Source organism: Streptomyces sp. NPDC002619 (assembly GCF_042889305.1).
Taxonomy (GTDB): Bacteria; Actinomycetota; Actinomycetes; order Streptomycetales; family Streptomycetaceae; genus Streptomyces.
Window position 1 is genome coordinate 368,027 of record NZ_JBIAQV010000003.1, and the last position, 14,384, is coordinate 382,410.

At 71.5% G+C, this 14,384-nt stretch carries 13 protein-coding genes; 7 read left to right on the forward strand and 6 right to left on the reverse strand.

All coding sequences use genetic code 11. The features are described from left to right. Positions 1-59: 59 nt before the first annotated feature. Positions 60-1,772 (reverse strand): MOSC domain-containing protein, encoded by a 1,713-nt coding sequence (locus tag ACFYXB_RS08865; protein ID WP_389579350.1) that lies wholly within the window; start codon positions 1,770-1,772, stop codon positions 60-62. A gap of 350 nt (positions 1,773-2,122) precedes the next feature. Continuing rightward, positions 2,123-2,635: a CGNR zinc finger domain-containing protein gene (locus ACFYXB_RS08870; protein ID WP_389579353.1), complete on the reverse strand. Its 513-nt coding sequence runs from the start codon at positions 2,633-2,635 to the stop codon at positions 2,123-2,125. Between the two features lie 161 nt (positions 2,636-2,796). Between ACFYXB_RS08870 and ACFYXB_RS08875 the strand changes: the two genes are divergently transcribed. Continuing rightward, complete coding sequence (locus ACFYXB_RS08875) at positions 2,797-3,666, forward strand: alpha/beta fold hydrolase (protein ID WP_389579356.1); 870 nt, start codon at positions 2,797-2,799, stop codon at positions 3,664-3,666. Positions 3,667-3,728: 62 nt separating this feature from the next. Beyond that, the gene (locus ACFYXB_RS08880; RefSeq protein ID WP_389579359.1) at positions 3,729-4,589 is read left to right on the forward strand and encodes a DUF427 domain-containing protein; all 861 of its coding nucleotides are present in this window, start codon (positions 3,729-3,731) and stop codon (positions 4,587-4,589) included. A 35-nt stretch (positions 4,590-4,624) separates the two neighbouring features. On the opposite strand, the gene ACFYXB_RS08885 is transcribed toward ACFYXB_RS08880, so the two are convergent. Beyond that, entirely contained in the window at positions 4,625-6,118 is a 1,494-nt protein-coding gene (locus ACFYXB_RS08885; RefSeq protein WP_389579361.1) for an IucA/IucC family protein, read from the reverse strand. A gap of 152 nt (positions 6,119-6,270) precedes the next feature. Here ACFYXB_RS08885 and ACFYXB_RS08890 point away from each other — a divergent pair, with 152 nt between their 5' ends. From ACFYXB_RS08890 to ACFYXB_RS08900, 3 genes are read left to right on the forward strand one after another with little or no spacing between them, the layout of a single operon-like run. Beyond that, on the forward strand, positions 6,271-7,770 hold the full coding sequence (locus ACFYXB_RS08890) for an IucA/IucC family protein (protein WP_389579363.1): 1,500 nt from the start codon (positions 6,271-6,273) through the stop codon (positions 7,768-7,770). A gap of 27 nt (positions 7,771-7,797) precedes the next feature. Next, entirely contained in the window at positions 7,798-8,703 is a 906-nt protein-coding gene (locus ACFYXB_RS08895) for a HipA family kinase (protein ID WP_351360969.1), read from the forward strand. Next, positions 8,700-8,984, forward strand: a complete 285-nt coding sequence (locus ACFYXB_RS08900) for a SelT/SelW/SelH family protein (protein ID WP_389579366.1) — start codon at positions 8,700-8,702, stop codon at positions 8,982-8,984. Before ACFYXB_RS08895 ends, ACFYXB_RS08900 begins: the two co-directional genes overlap by 4 nt. Here ACFYXB_RS08900 and aceB read toward each other — a convergent pair. Then, positions 8,974-10,599 carry a malate synthase A gene (gene aceB / locus ACFYXB_RS08905; protein WP_389579369.1) on the reverse strand — a complete coding sequence of 542 codons (1,626 nt, stop codon included), beginning with the start codon at positions 10,597-10,599 and terminating at the stop codon, positions 8,974-8,976. The two genes, ACFYXB_RS08900 and aceB, sit on opposite strands and share 11 nt — an antisense overlap. A 184-nt stretch (positions 10,600-10,783) precedes the next feature. Then, entirely contained in the window at positions 10,784-11,383 is a 600-nt protein-coding gene (locus tag ACFYXB_RS08910; protein WP_389579371.1) for an NTP transferase domain-containing protein, read from the reverse strand. 187 nt (positions 11,384-11,570) lie between these two features. On the opposite strand from ACFYXB_RS08910, the gene ACFYXB_RS08915 reads away from it, so the two are divergent. Further along, positions 11,571-11,885 (forward strand): DUF5955 family protein, encoded by a 315-nt coding sequence (locus tag ACFYXB_RS08915; RefSeq protein ID WP_351360981.1) that lies wholly within the window; start codon positions 11,571-11,573, stop codon positions 11,883-11,885. Between the two features lie 38 nt (positions 11,886-11,923). Here the strand turns inward: ACFYXB_RS08915 and ACFYXB_RS08920 are convergent, their stop codons facing one another. Beyond that, positions 11,924-12,715, reverse strand: coding sequence for an IclR family transcriptional regulator (locus tag ACFYXB_RS08920; protein ID WP_389579374.1), 792 nt, complete (start codon positions 12,713-12,715; stop codon positions 11,924-11,926). A gap of 272 nt (positions 12,716-12,987) precedes the next feature. On the opposite strand from ACFYXB_RS08920, the gene allB reads away from it, so the two are divergent. Further along, a complete protein-coding gene (allB, locus tag ACFYXB_RS08925; RefSeq protein ID WP_389579377.1) occupies positions 12,988-14,328 on the forward strand; it encodes an allantoinase AllB in 1,341 nt (446 codons plus the stop codon). The last annotated feature ends 56 nt before the right edge of the window (positions 14,329-14,384 follow it).

Genomic DNA, 14,384 nt, shown 5'->3' on the forward strand with positions numbered 1-14,384 from the left:
CGGATCTTATTGATCCAAGGTGTCGTGTTCCAAAACGGGCCGCTGGTCGGGTCGTACGACTAGAGGTCGAGGACGACTTCGGCGCTGGGCCGGCTGCAGCAGACGAGGACGCTGCCAGGCTCCGGGGGTTCGAGCGGCTGGGGCGAGTAGGTGATGTCGCCGGAGACGAGCGGGGTGACGCAGGTGTGGCAGACGCCGGTGCGGCAGGACCAGCGGGTGGGGATGTCGCAGGCTTCGGCGAGGCCGAGGAGCGACGCGTGGGTCGGTGACCACGGGGTGCTGATGCCGCTGCGGGCGAAGGTGACGAGCGGGCCGGTGCCCGTGGGGCCGGGCGGCTGGTGCGGTCGGACCGTGGCGCCGGGCGTGACACCGGGGTTGATGGCGGAGAGCGCGCCGAACTGTTCCGTGTGGATGCGCGCCGGGTCCAGACCGCGCTCGCGCAGGATGCCGGTCAGTCCGTCCATGAAGGCGGGCGGTCCGCAGAGATAGGCGTCGGCGTCGGCGGGGATGCCCAGGGCCGCGAGTGAACTGGCGGTCGGGCGGCCCTGAGTGACGTGGGGTTCGTCGGGACGGGGGGCCTCGGCGGTGTAGTAGATGTGCTCGTGGGCGTCGGGGAGTTGGGCCAGGAGGGCATGGGCCTCGTCGGCGAAGGGGTGATGGGTGCGGTCGTGCGCGGTGTGGATCCACCAGACGGGGCGTGGGTCGCGTGCGGCGGCGAGCTGATGGAGCATCGCCATGACGGGAGTGGCGCCGATGCCCGCCGAGACGAGGACGACGGGGGCACTGCCCGCTTCGAGGACGAACGTGCCGCGCGGGCTCGCGATGTCGACGAGGTCGCCGGGGCGCAGGCCGGTGTGGATGTAGCCGCTGACCTGGCCGTGGGGTTCGCACTTCACGCTGATGCGGTAGGTGTCGGCGCCGGGCGCGGACGACAGGGAGTAGCTGCGCACTGTCGGCGCCGCGTCGCCGACGGCCAGGCGGATGGAGAGGTACTGGCCGGGGCGGGCCTCGGGCAGCGAGGTGTCGTCGGTGGTGTCGAGGTAGACGGAGGAGACGGTCGGCGTCTCGGGGACGATGCGGGCGACGCGCAGGGTCCTGAAGCCGGGCCAGCCGGTTTGTCGTGCCGGCTGTTCGGCTGCGGCGAGCTCGCGGAAGGACTGCTGCCAACCGGGGCTGAGCGCGGGGATGTTGAGCGCCTTGCGGAGCGTCGCCGGGTCGCGGTCGGGGAGGTAGAGCAGGGCGTCGATGTCGGCGACGCTGAGCTGTTCCGGTCCCTTGCCGATGAGGGCGATCTCGTCGCCGGCCCGGACGTGTCCCTCGGTGAGGACGCGCAGGTAGAAGCCGGGGCGGTGGTGCGCGACCAGGAGGGAGGCCATCGCGGGCTCACCCAGACGCATCCCGACGCGGTAGCAGGTGACGCGGGGCTGGGTGACCTCGAACTCGGCCTCGCCGATGCGATACCGGTCGCCGATGCACACCTCGTCGTCGGACAGACCGTCGACGGTGAAGTTCTCACCGAAGTTCCCGAACGTCAGGTCGTCGCGGCCGAGTTGCTTCTGCCAGTACTGGTAGGACTCCACCTGGTAGACGAGGACGGCACGCATCTCACCGCCGTGCCCGGCCAGGTCGCCCTGACCGTCCCCGTCGATGTTCAGCCGCCGTACCATCCGGGGGCCGTCGACCGGGGCCTTCCAGACGCCGGTGTGGACGGTCCGCTCCTGCCAGGAGACGTCCTTGGGCATCCCTACGTTGACGGACACCAGCGTCGCCATCGCGGTTCTCCTCCGTGGGCTTGGTTCTCAGGTACGGGGATTCACCTGCCCGGGTTTCCCGCGTCCGGGGTTTTCACGCGCGAGGTGAAGCCGCTGCGGCACGGTGTCCGGCCGACCGGTCCGGTGCGGGCGGGGCCGATTTGCCGAGAATGTACGTATGGCCACTTTGCGGGCGCTGAAATGCCTGGTGGCCTTGGTCCACGAGGGTTCCGTGGCCAAGGTGGCGGGCGTGCTGTGCCCCGGGGCATCCGCGTCACAGCGGCCGGCGGGGTCTCTGCGACGACGGGGACTGCCCAAGGTCGACACCGCGGCGGGGGCCGGCCGGGATGAGGCACGTGCCGCCGTGCCGGTCACTCGGTGGTGCCCTCGTGGGTGCGCCGGTAGTGACGGCGGGCCTTCATACGGTTGCCGCACAGGGCCATCGAGCACCAGCGGCCCTTGTTGGTCTTGCTGCGGTCGAGCAGGAACCGCCGGCACTCCGGGTTCTCGCACGGGCGCAGTCGGCCGGGCGTCGTCTCCTGCAACGCCCCCCACGCAAGAACCGCGTCCACCGCCGGCCGGCGCTCCCGCGGCACGTCGACCTCCCAGGACACGCCCCCAGGAGAAACGCGCGGGTGGGAGGCGACGCCCTCGAGGAGCGGGGCCAGCGACGCGGCCGGCCGGCTGCCGCGCACCACGGCCTGCAGGCCATCGCGCGCCTCCACCAGATGCCGGCGCTCCTGCGCGCCGCCCTGCCCGCCGTGCGCCCGCTGCCACGACCTGGCCGCTTCCGGATCCGCGAGCCGGTCCTGGACGGCCCCGCCCACCACCGGCGTCGTGTTCAGGAGTTCCAGCAGCGCGTCCTGTCGCTCTCGATCGACCACCCCGACCACCTCCTAACCGGATTGATTCGTTTGAAAGGTTACAACAAACCCATCCTGACTCCTGAATCATTCACCTAACCAGTAAAAGTTAATTGACAGGTTAGATCGAGCGTGCTCCACTGGCTATGTAACCGGTCACACTCGAAAGAGAGGTTAGATCCATGGCTCCCGCAGTCCACCACCGCACCGTCACCGTCAACGGCCAGGAGGTCTTCTACCGGGAGGCCGGCGACCCCCAGGCGCCCGCCGTCGTGCTGCTGCACGGCTTCCCGACCAGCTCGCACATGTTCCGCCACCTGATCCCGGCGCTCGCCGACCGCTACCACGTCATCGCCCCCGACCACATCGGGTTCGGCCAGTCGGCGATGCCGGACCCGAAGGACTTCCCGTACACCTTCGAGGCCCTCACCGATGTCACCCACGGACTGCTCAAGCAGCTGGGCGTCGACCGGTTCGCGATGTACGTGCAGGACTACGGCGCCCCCATCGGCTGGCGGCTCGCCCTGCGCGACCCGGACCGCATCACCGCGATCGTCACGCAGAACGGCAACGCCTACGAAGAGGGCTTCGTCCAGCCCTTCTGGGACGGCGTCTTCGCCTACGCCAAGGCGCCCGGACCGGACACCGAGGCACCCATGCGCGGCGCCCTGACCGCCGAGGTCACCCGCTGGCAGTACGTGAACGGCGTCGCCGACCCGACCCTGGTCAGCCCCGACAACTGGGTCCACGATCAGGCGCTGCTCGACCGCCCCGGCAACGACGAGATCCAGCTCAGGCTGTTCCGCGACTACCCGACCAACGTGGACCTCTACCCTCAGGTCCACCAGTACTTCCGCGACTCCCAGGTCCCGCTGCTGGCCGTCTGGGGCGCGAACGACGAGATCTTCGGCCCCGCCGGCGCCGACGCCTTCGGCCGGGACCTGCCCGACGCCGAGATCCACCTGCTGCCCTCCGGGCACTTCGCCCTGGAGAGCCACCTCGACACCATCACCGAGCGCATCCGCGACTTCCTCGGCCGCGTCCTCGCCTGACCGGCCGCACCCACTCCAGGGGTGCGGCCTCCCGCCCGCCCCGGACCCGGAAGGAACTCACCATGGGACTGTCCTGGCAACAAGGCCCCCTCTCCGCAGGCGCGATCGGACACTTCCTCACCTCCGAACCCCTGCCCGAACGGCTGCTGTTCGTCGAGCGGCTGCGCCGCCGCATGCGCGTCAGGTTCAACGACACCTGGATCGCCGACAGCGAGCACGTGATCCTGCTGCACGAGCCCGGCCGCTACCCCGTCGCCTACTTCCCCCGCGAGGACGTCGACGAGCGGGCCCTGGTCCCCAGCGGCAAGGTCACCCGGCACAAGGACCTCGGCGACACCACCTGGTACGCCGTCACCGCGGGCGACCGCACCACAGAACGCGCCGCCTGGGAGCTGACCGCGCTGCCCGCGCACGCCGCCGACCTCCAGGGCCGTACCGCCTTCGCCTGGCGGGCGATGGACGCCTTCTACGAGGAGGACGAACGCATCCTCGGCCACGCCGCCGACCCCTACCACCGCATCGACATCCGCGAGACCTCCCGCACCCTCGAAGTCCGCCTCGGCGACACCGTGGTGGCCCGCTCCGAGCACCCCGTCGTGCTGTACGAGTCCGGCTTCGCCCCGCGCTGGTACGTCCCGCGCGCCGACATCGACGAGGCACGGCTGAAGCCGGTCGAGGGCCAGACCTTCTGCCCCTACAAGGGCCTGTGCGACTACTACGACATCGGGGACGCGCACCGCGCCGCCTGGTCGTACCGTGCCGCCTACCGCGAGGTCGGCCGGATCGGCGACCTGGTGTCCTTCGAGCCGGACGAGATCGAGGTCCACCTCGACGGAAAGCGCCTCGAACTCGAGCCCGGCCAGAGAGTCGTCGCCCACGGCGTCGACCGCGGCCTGGACGCCGACGAGGTCAAGGCCCACTGATTCCTCGCATCGAGTAGGAGGGGCCACCGGGATCCTCAGTTCAGCGGGTTGGGCAGCGCCGCCCACTGGTCGCCCGGGGTTTCCGGGGACAGACGCATCAGGGTCAGGGCCTTGGCCGGGAGGGGGGATTCGCGCAGGGCCGTCAGATCGGGGGTCGTGGGCACGTCGCGTACCGCCGTGTCCAGGGCGGACCGCAGGGACGCGGCCGAGCCTGCCGTCCCGGCCAGGGCACCCGCCACCAGGGAGCCGAACAGCTTGCGGCGCAGGGTGGTCTCGTCGTCCGTGATGAGGCGGCCGGTGAGGGCCGGCGGTGTGATGCCGTGGTGGGTCAGGCGGACGGGACTGACCCTGATGTCGGCCAGGTCGCGGTAGACCAGACGCAGCGGGGTGCCCGACTCCGACAGGACCACCAGGAGGTTCTGGCCGTGCGCCTCCAGGGCCACGCCGAGCTCCAGCAGGCGCAGCCCGACCGTGAGGGCGAGCCGGGTGAAGGCGGCCAGCCAGGCGGGGGAGTCGGGCAGGTCCGTGGTGGCCAGGGCGGCGACCGGCAGTAGGTGCTCGCCCGGGCCCGCGTACATCTGCGGCGACTCGCGCAACACCGCCGCCAGATCGGGGGAGTTGGCCGTGACCGCGCCCAGGGTGCGGGTGACGTGCAACAGCCCGTCCGTGCGGGCCGCCAGATCCTCCGCGAAGGCGGACAGGGTCGCGGACACACCGATCGAGTACGTGGAGATGTCCCGCACCGAGGAGGTCAGCCGCGTACTCAGCGCCGTCTTGACGTGCGGTCCGCCGGGCAGGGCGAGGGTGCGCAGGGACATCAGCGGGTGCGCGGCCGGCCCGTTCTCGCACGGGACCTTGAGGACATGGGTCGCCTGCCACGGGTGCACCGGGATCAACAGCCGGGCCCCGTCCCGTAGTTCGTCCGGCCAGTCACCCGTCAGCAGACACTCGGAGGCGTCGGCCGGCACCGTCCCCAGGTGCACCACCGGCCGGTGCTCGGGGCCGTACGCGAACTGCTCCACCACCGAGAAGCCGGGCCGGGAACGGCAGTTGGGGTGGAACGGATGCCCGTCCACCATCCGCTGCTCCCACTCCCAGTCCCGCGCGGGCCACTCCTTCGAGTGAGCCTGCTGTCCCGCCCGCGACAGTGCCAACGAGGCGGCGCTGTGCGCGAGTTCGGCCGCGAAGCGCGCCGCGTGCGGCACCGCCAGGTCCGTCATCAGCCGGGCCGGATCGTCGTACGGGACCCCGTCAAGGCGTACGGCACTCACATACGCGTCGGTCGCGTACGGGTCCGCGAGCGGCCCCCGCAGCACCCGGCCGTCGGCGAGCCGTAGTTCCAGGCCGTCCGCCCCGTCCGCCCGGCGGGTGATCCAGGGCAGCGGCTCGTGCGCCAGCGCCCGCCACAGGCGCGTCAGCACGGCCGCCCGGGCGGCGGGCAGCTCAGCCGCGTACCTGGGCACGAGGCCGGGCCGTACGTCCGCCAGTTCGGCGGCGACCTGCGCCTCGGCGGTGGGGGGACGGTGCACGAGCGGGCTCCTAGGGTGCGGGACGGTCACGAGCGCCGGGTGCGACGGTCGCGACTATCAGGATCGCCGGTCAGGATGGGCGGATACGACAGACATACTGATCGCGATCGGACCGTCTGGACGCAAGAGAACGACTGGACGCAAGCGAACGAATGGAACGCGTGGACCCCATGCCCCCCAGCGACGACGTCGGAGCGTGTGCCGACGCGTACGCGGCCGCGCCCCTGCTCAACTGCCTGCTCCGGGAGGTGGCCGAGCCGCTCCCGCACCCCGGGGACCGACCCGTGTACCGGCTGCCCGGCGGCCGGCTGCTGCGCGTGCGCGGCGCCCGCCGCCCCGCCGAGCCCGAGGTGCTCGCGGCGGGCGAGTGGCGCCGCGTCGGCCACACCGAGCTGGTGAAACTGGTCGCCGAGGAACTGCGCGCGCACACGGGGCTGCAGGGCAACGATCTGCCCGCCGAGATGACCGACAGCCGGGACGCGGTCGCCGCGCTGCTCACCGCCCGGGCCCGGGCGACGGCGCCCGAGGACCCGTATCTGCGCTCGGAACAGTCCCTCATCACCGGCCATCCCTACCACCCCGCCCCGAAGGCGCGCGGCGGCGGCCCCGTGGCGGGCTGGCTGCCGTACGCCCCGGAGGCGCACGCCCGTTTCCCGCTCGTCCTGCTCGGCGTGCGCGAGGACCAGGTCGTCGAGGAGGGCGACACCGGCGCGCTCGACGCGCTCGGCACGGCCCCGCCCGGTTACCGACTGCTGCCCGCCCACCCCTGGCAGCTCGACCTCGTCGCCCACGCGCTCGCCCCGGCTTTCGCCGACGGCCGCCTGGTACGGCTCGGTGCCACCACCTTCGACGTCTGGCCGACCGCGGCGATCCGCACCCTGTACGAGCCGGGGCGCGACGTGTTCCTGAAGTTCAGCCTGGACGTGCGGATCACCAACGACATCCGCCGCCTGTGGCGCCACGACCTGCTGAGACTGCGCCGCACCGACACGGCCGCCGCCGCGGCCTTCGCGGCGCAGGACGGGCCCGCGGTCTGGCTCTCCGACCGCGGCTATCGCACCGCCGCGTTCGCCTTCGAGGAGCTGGCCGTCCTCGTCCGCGACGGCTTCGGCGGCCACCTCCTGCGCGGCGCGACCCCGCTGCTCGCCGCCGGGCTCGTGGAGGGCTTCGAAGGCAGCCCGCTCGCCACCGCGGCCGACCCGGCGGCCTGGTGGGCGGCTTATCTGCGCCAGGTCGTTCCGCCCGCGCTCACGGCCTTCGTGGACCACGGCGTCGTCGTCGAGGCGCATCTGCAGAACACCGTCGTCGCCGTGGACGCCGACGGCGTGCCTGTGCAGGCCCTGTACCGGGACGCCGAGGGCGTCAAGCTGCTGCCGGAGGTGTCCCGGGCGGCGGGCTGGGAGCGGCTGGTGTACACCCTGGTCGTCAACCACCTCACCGAGATCGCCGCCGCCCTCGCCGAGCACCACCCCGGCCTCGACCCCTGGCCTGCCGCCCGCGCCGAACTCGCCCGCCACGAGCTCCCGGAGATCACCGCCCTGCTCGCCGCGCCCACGCTCCCCGGCAAGACGAACCTGCTGCTGCGCTGGACGGGCGCGGACGGTGCCGACGCCCGCTACCTGCCCCTTCCGAACCCGCTGCGCGACGCCTGACCCGCGGCCTGGCTTACGCTGGCCGGTGTGCTGCGCGACGTGACCGCTGTTCGATACGTGACCCCGCTGAGGTCCGGCGGCTCCGTGCCCGGAGTCTTCGAGGCCGACGACCTGGGGACGTACGTCGTGAAGTTCACCGGCTCGGCGCAGGGCCGCAAGGCGCTGGTCGCCGAGGTGATCGTGGGCGAGCTGGCGCGGGCCCTCGGGCTCAGGTTCCCCGAGCTGGTCCTGGTGCACTTCGACCCGGCGATCGCCCGGGACGAGCCGCACCAGGAGGTACGGGACCTGCACACCGCGAGCCGGGGACTCAACCTCGGCATGGACTACCTGCCGGGCGCGAAGGACTTCACGCCCGAGATCGCCAGGTCGTTCCCGGTGGACCCGCTGGAGGCGGGGCGGATCGTCTGGCTGGACGCCCTCACCGTGAACGTCGACCGCACCGTGCACAGCTCCAACCTCATGGTCTGGCCGACCTTCGGCACCGCGTCGGCGCACCTGTGGCTCATCGACCACGGCGCCGCGCTCGTCTTCCATCACCGCTGGGACGCCTCGGCGCCCGGGAAGGCGTACGACTTCCGGCACCACGCGCTCGGCCACTACGGCCCGGACGTCCGCGCCGCCGACGCCGAACTGGCGCCGAAGGTGACCGAGGAACTGCTGCGCTCGGTCGTCGCAGAGGTTCCCGACGAGTGGCTCACGGACTTCGCGACACCGGACGAGGCACGTGAGGCGTACGTCGAGTACCTCCACGCGCGCGTGCGGGTGTCGGAGCAGTGGCTGCCTACGGACTTCCCGAGCCGGGAGGAGCTCGCCGCAGAGGAGGCCCGGCGCGCGGAGCGCAATCAGCAAGGACGCCCCGCGTGGCTCAAGCAGGTCCCCGATCTGCACGGCAAACCCGCGGCCGAACAGGATTGGTCGGTGCACCTCGGATGAGTGGCCGTGTCGAGATCGAGTACTGCACCCAGTGCCGCTGGCTGCCCCGGGCCGCCTGGCTGGCGCAGGAGCTGCTGACGACCTTCGAGGCCGAACTGACCGAGCTGGCGCTCAAGCCCGGAAAGGGCGGGGTGTTCGTCGTCCGCGTCGACGGCGAGGTGGTCTGGGACCGCCGCGAGCAGGGCTTCCCGGAGCCGACGGCGGTCAAGCAGGCCGTACGCGACCGAGTGGCCCCGGGCAAGTCCCTGGGCCACTCGGACCGTTCGGACGTCAGCCCCTGAGCTGCTGGTACGCGGGCAGCGTCAGGAAGTCCGCGTAGTCCTCGTCGAGGGCGACGTGGAGCAGCAGGTCATGGGCCTGCTGCCAGCGGCCGGCCGCGAAGGCCTCCTCGCCGATCTCCGCGCGGATGTTGGACAGTTCCTCGGCGGCGACCTTGCGGGCCAGCTCCGGGGTGGCCTTCTCGCCGTTCTCGAACTCGACGCCCGCGTTGATCCACTGCCAGATCTGCGAGCGGGAGATCTCGGCGGTGGCCGCGTCCTCCATCAGGTTGAAGATGGCGACGGCGCCGAGCCCGCGCAGCCAGGCCTCGATGTAACGGATGCCGACCTGAACGGCGTTGACGAGTCCGGCGTACGTCGGCCTGGCGTCCAGCGAGTCGATGGCGATCAGGTCGGCGGCCTCGACGTGGACGTCCTCGCGCAGCCGGTCCTTCTGGTTGGGCCGGTCGCCGAGGACCCGGTCGAAGGACTCCATGGCGAGGGGCACCAGGTCGGGGTGCGCCACCCACGACCCGTCGAAGCCGTCGTTCGCCTCACGGTCCTTGTCCGCCTTGACCTTCTCGAAGGCGACCTTGTTGACCTCCTCGTCGCGCCGGGACGGGATGAACGCCGCCATGCCGCCGATCGCGTGCGCGCCGCGCTTGTGGCAGGTGCGGACGAGGAGTTCGGTGTACGCCCGCATGAACGGGGCCGTCATCGTCACCGCGTTGCGGTCCGGCAGGACGAAACGGGGCCCGCCGTCCCGGAAGTTCTTGACGATGGAGAACAGGTAGTCCCAGCGTCCCGCGTTCAACCCGGAGGCGTGGTCGCGGAGTTCGTAGAGGATCTCCTCCATCTCGTACGCGGCCGTGATCGTCTCGATCAGCACGGTCGCGCGGACGGTGCCCTGCGGGATGCCGACGTAGTCCTGAGCGAAGACGAACACGTCGTTCCAGAGGCGGGCCTCCAGGTGCGACTCCGTCTTCGGGAGGTAGAAGTACGGGCCCTTGCCGAGGTCGAGCAGCCGCTGCGCATTGTGGAAGAAGTACAGGCCGAAGTCGACGAGGGCGCCGGGGACCTGGGTCCCGTCGGCGTCGACGAGGTGCCGCTCGTTCAGATGCCAGCCGCGCGGGCGCATCACGACGGTGGCGAGCTGGTCGTCGGCCTTGAGGGCGTACGACTTGCCGGACGCCGGGTCGGTGAAGTCGATGCGGCGGGTGTAGGCGTCGGTCAGGTTGACCTGGCCGAGGACCACGTTCTCCCAGGTGGGCGCGGAGGCGTCCTCGAAGTCCGCGAGCCAGATCTTCGCGCCCGAGTTGAGGGCGTTGATGGTCATCTTGCGGTCGGTGGGGCCGGTGATCTCGACGCGGCGGTCTTCGAGGGCCGCGGGGGCCGGGGCGACCTTCCAGGAGTCGTCCGCGCGGATCGCGGCGGTCTCGGGGAGGAAGTCGAGGGTCGAGGTGCGGGCGATCTCGGCGCGGCGCTCCGAACGGCGGGCGAGGAGTTCGTCACGGCGCGGCGTGAACCGGCTGTGCAGCTCGGCCAGGAAGGCGAGCGCCGCGTCGGTGAGGACCTCCTCCTGCCGGGGCAGGGGCTCGGCGTCGACGATGGCCAGCGGGGACGGCGCTGGTGCGGACATGAGCTGTCACTTCCTTCAGCGGTGGCACCGGGTGCCAGTCGTTCCGGGTACGGCGAGTGACGCCCTCGGAGCGGGAAGGCGTTTCTGATCAGTGGACACTAGTTTCCTCATCGTGGAACTTCAATGGTTTGTTGATGTCGAGATTCTCCGAGTCGAGGCAACGTGGCGCTCGGTGCCACCCCGCTCACTCAAGGTGGGCCAGATCGGCTTCGGTGTCGATGTCGTACGGCTCGGCCACGTCCGCGCACTCGACGAGCGTGATCGCCTCCTCGTGCGCCCGCAGATAGGCACGGGCACCCCGGTCCCCGGTCGCGGTCTCGGCGATGCCCGCCCAGTGCGCGGCGCCGAACAGCACGGGATGGCCGCGCACCCCGTCGTAGGCCGCCGACACCAGCGACGACTCGTCCCCGTACGCGCCGAGTACCCGCGCCACGGCCGCCGGTCCGATGCCGGGCTGGTCCACGAGCGAGACCAGCGCGGCCCGCGCGCCCGTACCGGCGAGGGAATCGAGACCGGCCCGCAGCGAGGACCCCATGCCCTCGCCCCAGTCGGGGTTGTCCACGAGCACACACCCGTCGAGGTCGGCCCGCTCCCGTACGGCATCCGCCCCGGCGCCGAGCACCACGTGGATCCGCCGGCACCCGGCCGTCCGCAGCACCCCGACCGTGTGCTCCACGAGCGGCTGCCCCCGGTGTTCCAGCAGTGCCTTCGGCCGTCCCCCGAGCCGTCGTCCGCCGCCGGCGGCGAGGAGCAGCCCGGCGATCCGGTCCTGGTTGTCCGTCATGTGTCCTGCATACCTGACGCAGGGGCCGGTGCCCGGTTTCGAAGGGCTGAATTTCGCTCCGCGCGGTGGCGCTCGCCGCGCCCGGTGGCGTTTACTGACCGGCGTCCCCCGGCGCCCGACCACCGCCAGGAGGGCGTAGGGAGGACCGCGAGACGTGTGCGCACAACGACGTGCGAGGGGGAGGGCTGTGTTGCGGAGCTTGGGGCAGAGGCCAGTGACCGGCATCGACGAGGACCCGAGAGTGGCGGAACTGCGGACCGCGGTGTCCCGGCTGCGCCGTGAACTCGCAGCGCACCCCGCCGAGTTCCCCGACCGAGGCATCGCCGAGGACGAACTCGCGGCCCTGGCCGCGATGACCTCCGGCGGCACTCCGGAAAGCCCACGCCTGCGCCGCTCGCTCCTGCTGATCGCGGGCGCGATCGGCTCGGTGAGCGCGCTGGCACGGGGGCTGTCGGACGTACGGAACGCGGTGGACCTGTTCGGGGAACCACCACGGGGCTGATCGGCCTCGCTTCGTGCGCGGCCAGGCGGCCCCCGGGCTCACGTCCCCGAGGTCGCCAGTGCCTGGGACAGTTCCGAAGCCACCTGCTGCAGTACCGGCACGAGCTTTTCCGTCGTCGATTCCGTGACCCGGCCCGCCGGGCCCGAGATGGAGATCGCGGCGGCCGTGGGGGAGTCGGGGACCGAGACCGCGAGGCAGCGGACGCCGACCTCCTGTTCGTTGTCGTCGACCGCGTAGCCCAGGCGGCGCACGTCCTCCAGTGCGGCGAGGAAACCGTCGGCCGTGGTGATGGTCCGGTCCGTCGCGGCCGGCATGCCCGTGCGGGACAGCAGGGCGCGGACCTCGTCGTCGGGGACGTTGGCCAGCAGGGCCTTGCCGACGCCCGTGGAGTGCGGCAGCACCCGGCGCCCGACCTCGGTGAACATCCGCATCGAGTGCTTGGACGGCACCTGCGCCACGTACACGATCTCGTCACCGTCGAGCAGCGCCATGTTGGCCGTCTCACCGGTCTCCTCGACCAGTCGCGCCAGATAGGGCCGCGCCCAGGTGCCGAGCAGCCGGGACGCGGACTCGCCGAGCCGGATCAGCCGCGGCCCGAGCGCATAGCGACGGTTCGCCTGCTGACGTACGTACCCGCAGGCCACCAGTGTGCGCATCAGCCGGTGAATGGTCGGCAGCGGCAGTCCGCTGCTCGCCGAGAGCTCGCTCAGTCCGACCTCGCCGCCCGCGTCCGCCATCCGCTCGAGCAGATCGAACGCGCGCTCGATGGACTGGACCCCGCCGCTCGCGGACTTGGCGGAGTCGGGGGTGCTGGCGCGGGACGTCGGCACGGCGCGTTCCTTTCGGGGCTGACGGGAAAGGAGGAAGCCTATCCGGCGGGCGGTCGACTCCCCGATGGTACGTAGCTACGTTCTGCCTGCCGGAATTGTAATTCCGCTTTGTGGAAACGTCCAGAGTAATGCTCCGACGACCCCTGAACAGAAGTGTGCCCTTGACGACACGCGGGCGGGAGTGAAGACTCCTTCAACAGAACGTTGAAATCTGTTACGTGGGAGTAAATCCCGTTTCCCGATGTAAAACGGCGGCAGAGAGAGGGGTCCGGGTGTCCGACGCTGACCTGGTGCTGCGCTCGACGCGTGTCATCACCCCGGAAGGGACGCGGCCCGCGACGGTCACCGTGTCCGCCGGGACGATCATGGCCGTACTGCCCCACGACGCGCCCGTACCCGAGACCGCCCGCCTGACGGACCTCGGCGACGACGTCCTGCTGCCCGGCCTGGTCGACACCCACGTGCACGTCAACGACCCCGGCCGCACCGAATGGGAGGGCTACTGGACCGCCACGCGCGCGGCGGCGGCCGGTGGCATCACCACCCTGGTCGACATGCCGCTCAACTCCCTGCCGCCGACCACGACGGTCCACCACCTGCGCACCAAACAGCGGGTCGCCGCGGACAAGGCGCACATCGACGTCGGCTTCTGGGGCGGCGCGCTGCCGGGCAACGTCAAGGACCTGCGCCCGCTGTACGAGGCCGGCGTCTTCGGCTTCAAGGCGTTCCTGTCGCCGTCCGGAGTGGACGAGTTCCCGCATCTGGACCAGGAGCAACTCGCCCGGTCCCTGGCCGAGATCAGCGGGTTCGGCGGACTGCTGATCGTGCACGCCGAGGACCCGCACCACCTCGCCGCCGCCCCGCAGTACGGCGGCCCCCGCTACGCCGACTTCCTGGCCTCCCGCCCGCGCGACGCCGAGGACACGGCCATAGCGAGCCTCATCGAGCAGGCGAAACGCCTCCACGCGCGCGTGCACGTCCTGCATCTGTCCTCGTCCGACGCGCTGCCGCTGATCGCCGCCGCCAAGGCCGACGGCGTCCGCGTCACGGTCGAGACGTGCCCGCACTACCTCACCCTGACCGCCGAGGAAGTCCCGGACGGTGCCAGCGAGTTCAAGTGCTGCCCGCCGATCCGCGAGGCCGCCAACCAGGACCTGCTCTGGCAGGCGCTGGCCGACGGCACGATCGACTGCGTCGTCACCGACCACTCGCCCTCCACCGCCGACCTGAAGACCGGCGACTTCGCGACGGCCTGGGGCGGGATCTCGAGCCTTCAGCTGAGTCTGGCGGCGGTGTGGACCGAGGCGCGCAGGCGTGGGTACGACCTGGCGGACGTGGTCCGCTGGATGTCCACGCGCACGGCCGAACTCGTCGGACTGGACGGGCGCAAGGGCGCCATCGCGGTGGGCCGCGACGCCGACTTCGCGGTCCTCGCGCCCGACGAGACGTTCACTGTGGACCCGGCCGCCCTCCAGCACCGCAACCGCGTCACGGCGTACGCGGGCAAGACCCTGTACGGCGTCGTGAAGTCCACCTGGCTGCGCGGCGAACGCATCGTCGCGGACGGCGAGTTCACCGAGCCGAGGGGCCGCCTCCTGAGCCGTACCCCTTGATCCGTCTCCCTACCGCACCCGCAGCGGCCGACTCCCGAAAGGAACCCCTGATCACA

Excerpts from the sequence above, each read along its gene's own strand:
- aceB (WP_389579369.1), bottom strand. The coding sequence starts at position 10,599 with ATGTCCGCACCAGCGCCGTCCCCGCTGGCCATCGTCGACGCCGAGCCC.
- ACFYXB_RS08900 (WP_389579366.1), top strand. The coding sequence starts at position 8,700 with ATGAGTGGCCGTGTCGAGATCGAGTACTGCACCCAGTGCCGCTGGCTG.
- ACFYXB_RS08865 (WP_389579350.1), bottom strand. The coding sequence starts at position 1,772 with ATGGCGACGCTGGTGTCCGTCAACGTAGGGATGCCCAAGGACGTCTCC.
- ACFYXB_RS08910 (WP_389579371.1), bottom strand. The coding sequence starts at position 11,383 with ATGACGGACAACCAGGACCGGATCGCCGGGCTGCTCCTCGCCGCCGGC.
- ACFYXB_RS08875 (WP_389579356.1), top strand. The coding sequence starts at position 2,797 with ATGGCTCCCGCAGTCCACCACCGCACCGTCACCGTCAACGGCCAGGAG.
- ACFYXB_RS08890 (WP_389579363.1), top strand. The coding sequence starts at position 6,271 with ATGGAACGCGTGGACCCCATGCCCCCCAGCGACGACGTCGGAGCGTGT.
- ACFYXB_RS08880 (WP_389579359.1), top strand. The coding sequence starts at position 3,729 with ATGGGACTGTCCTGGCAACAAGGCCCCCTCTCCGCAGGCGCGATCGGA.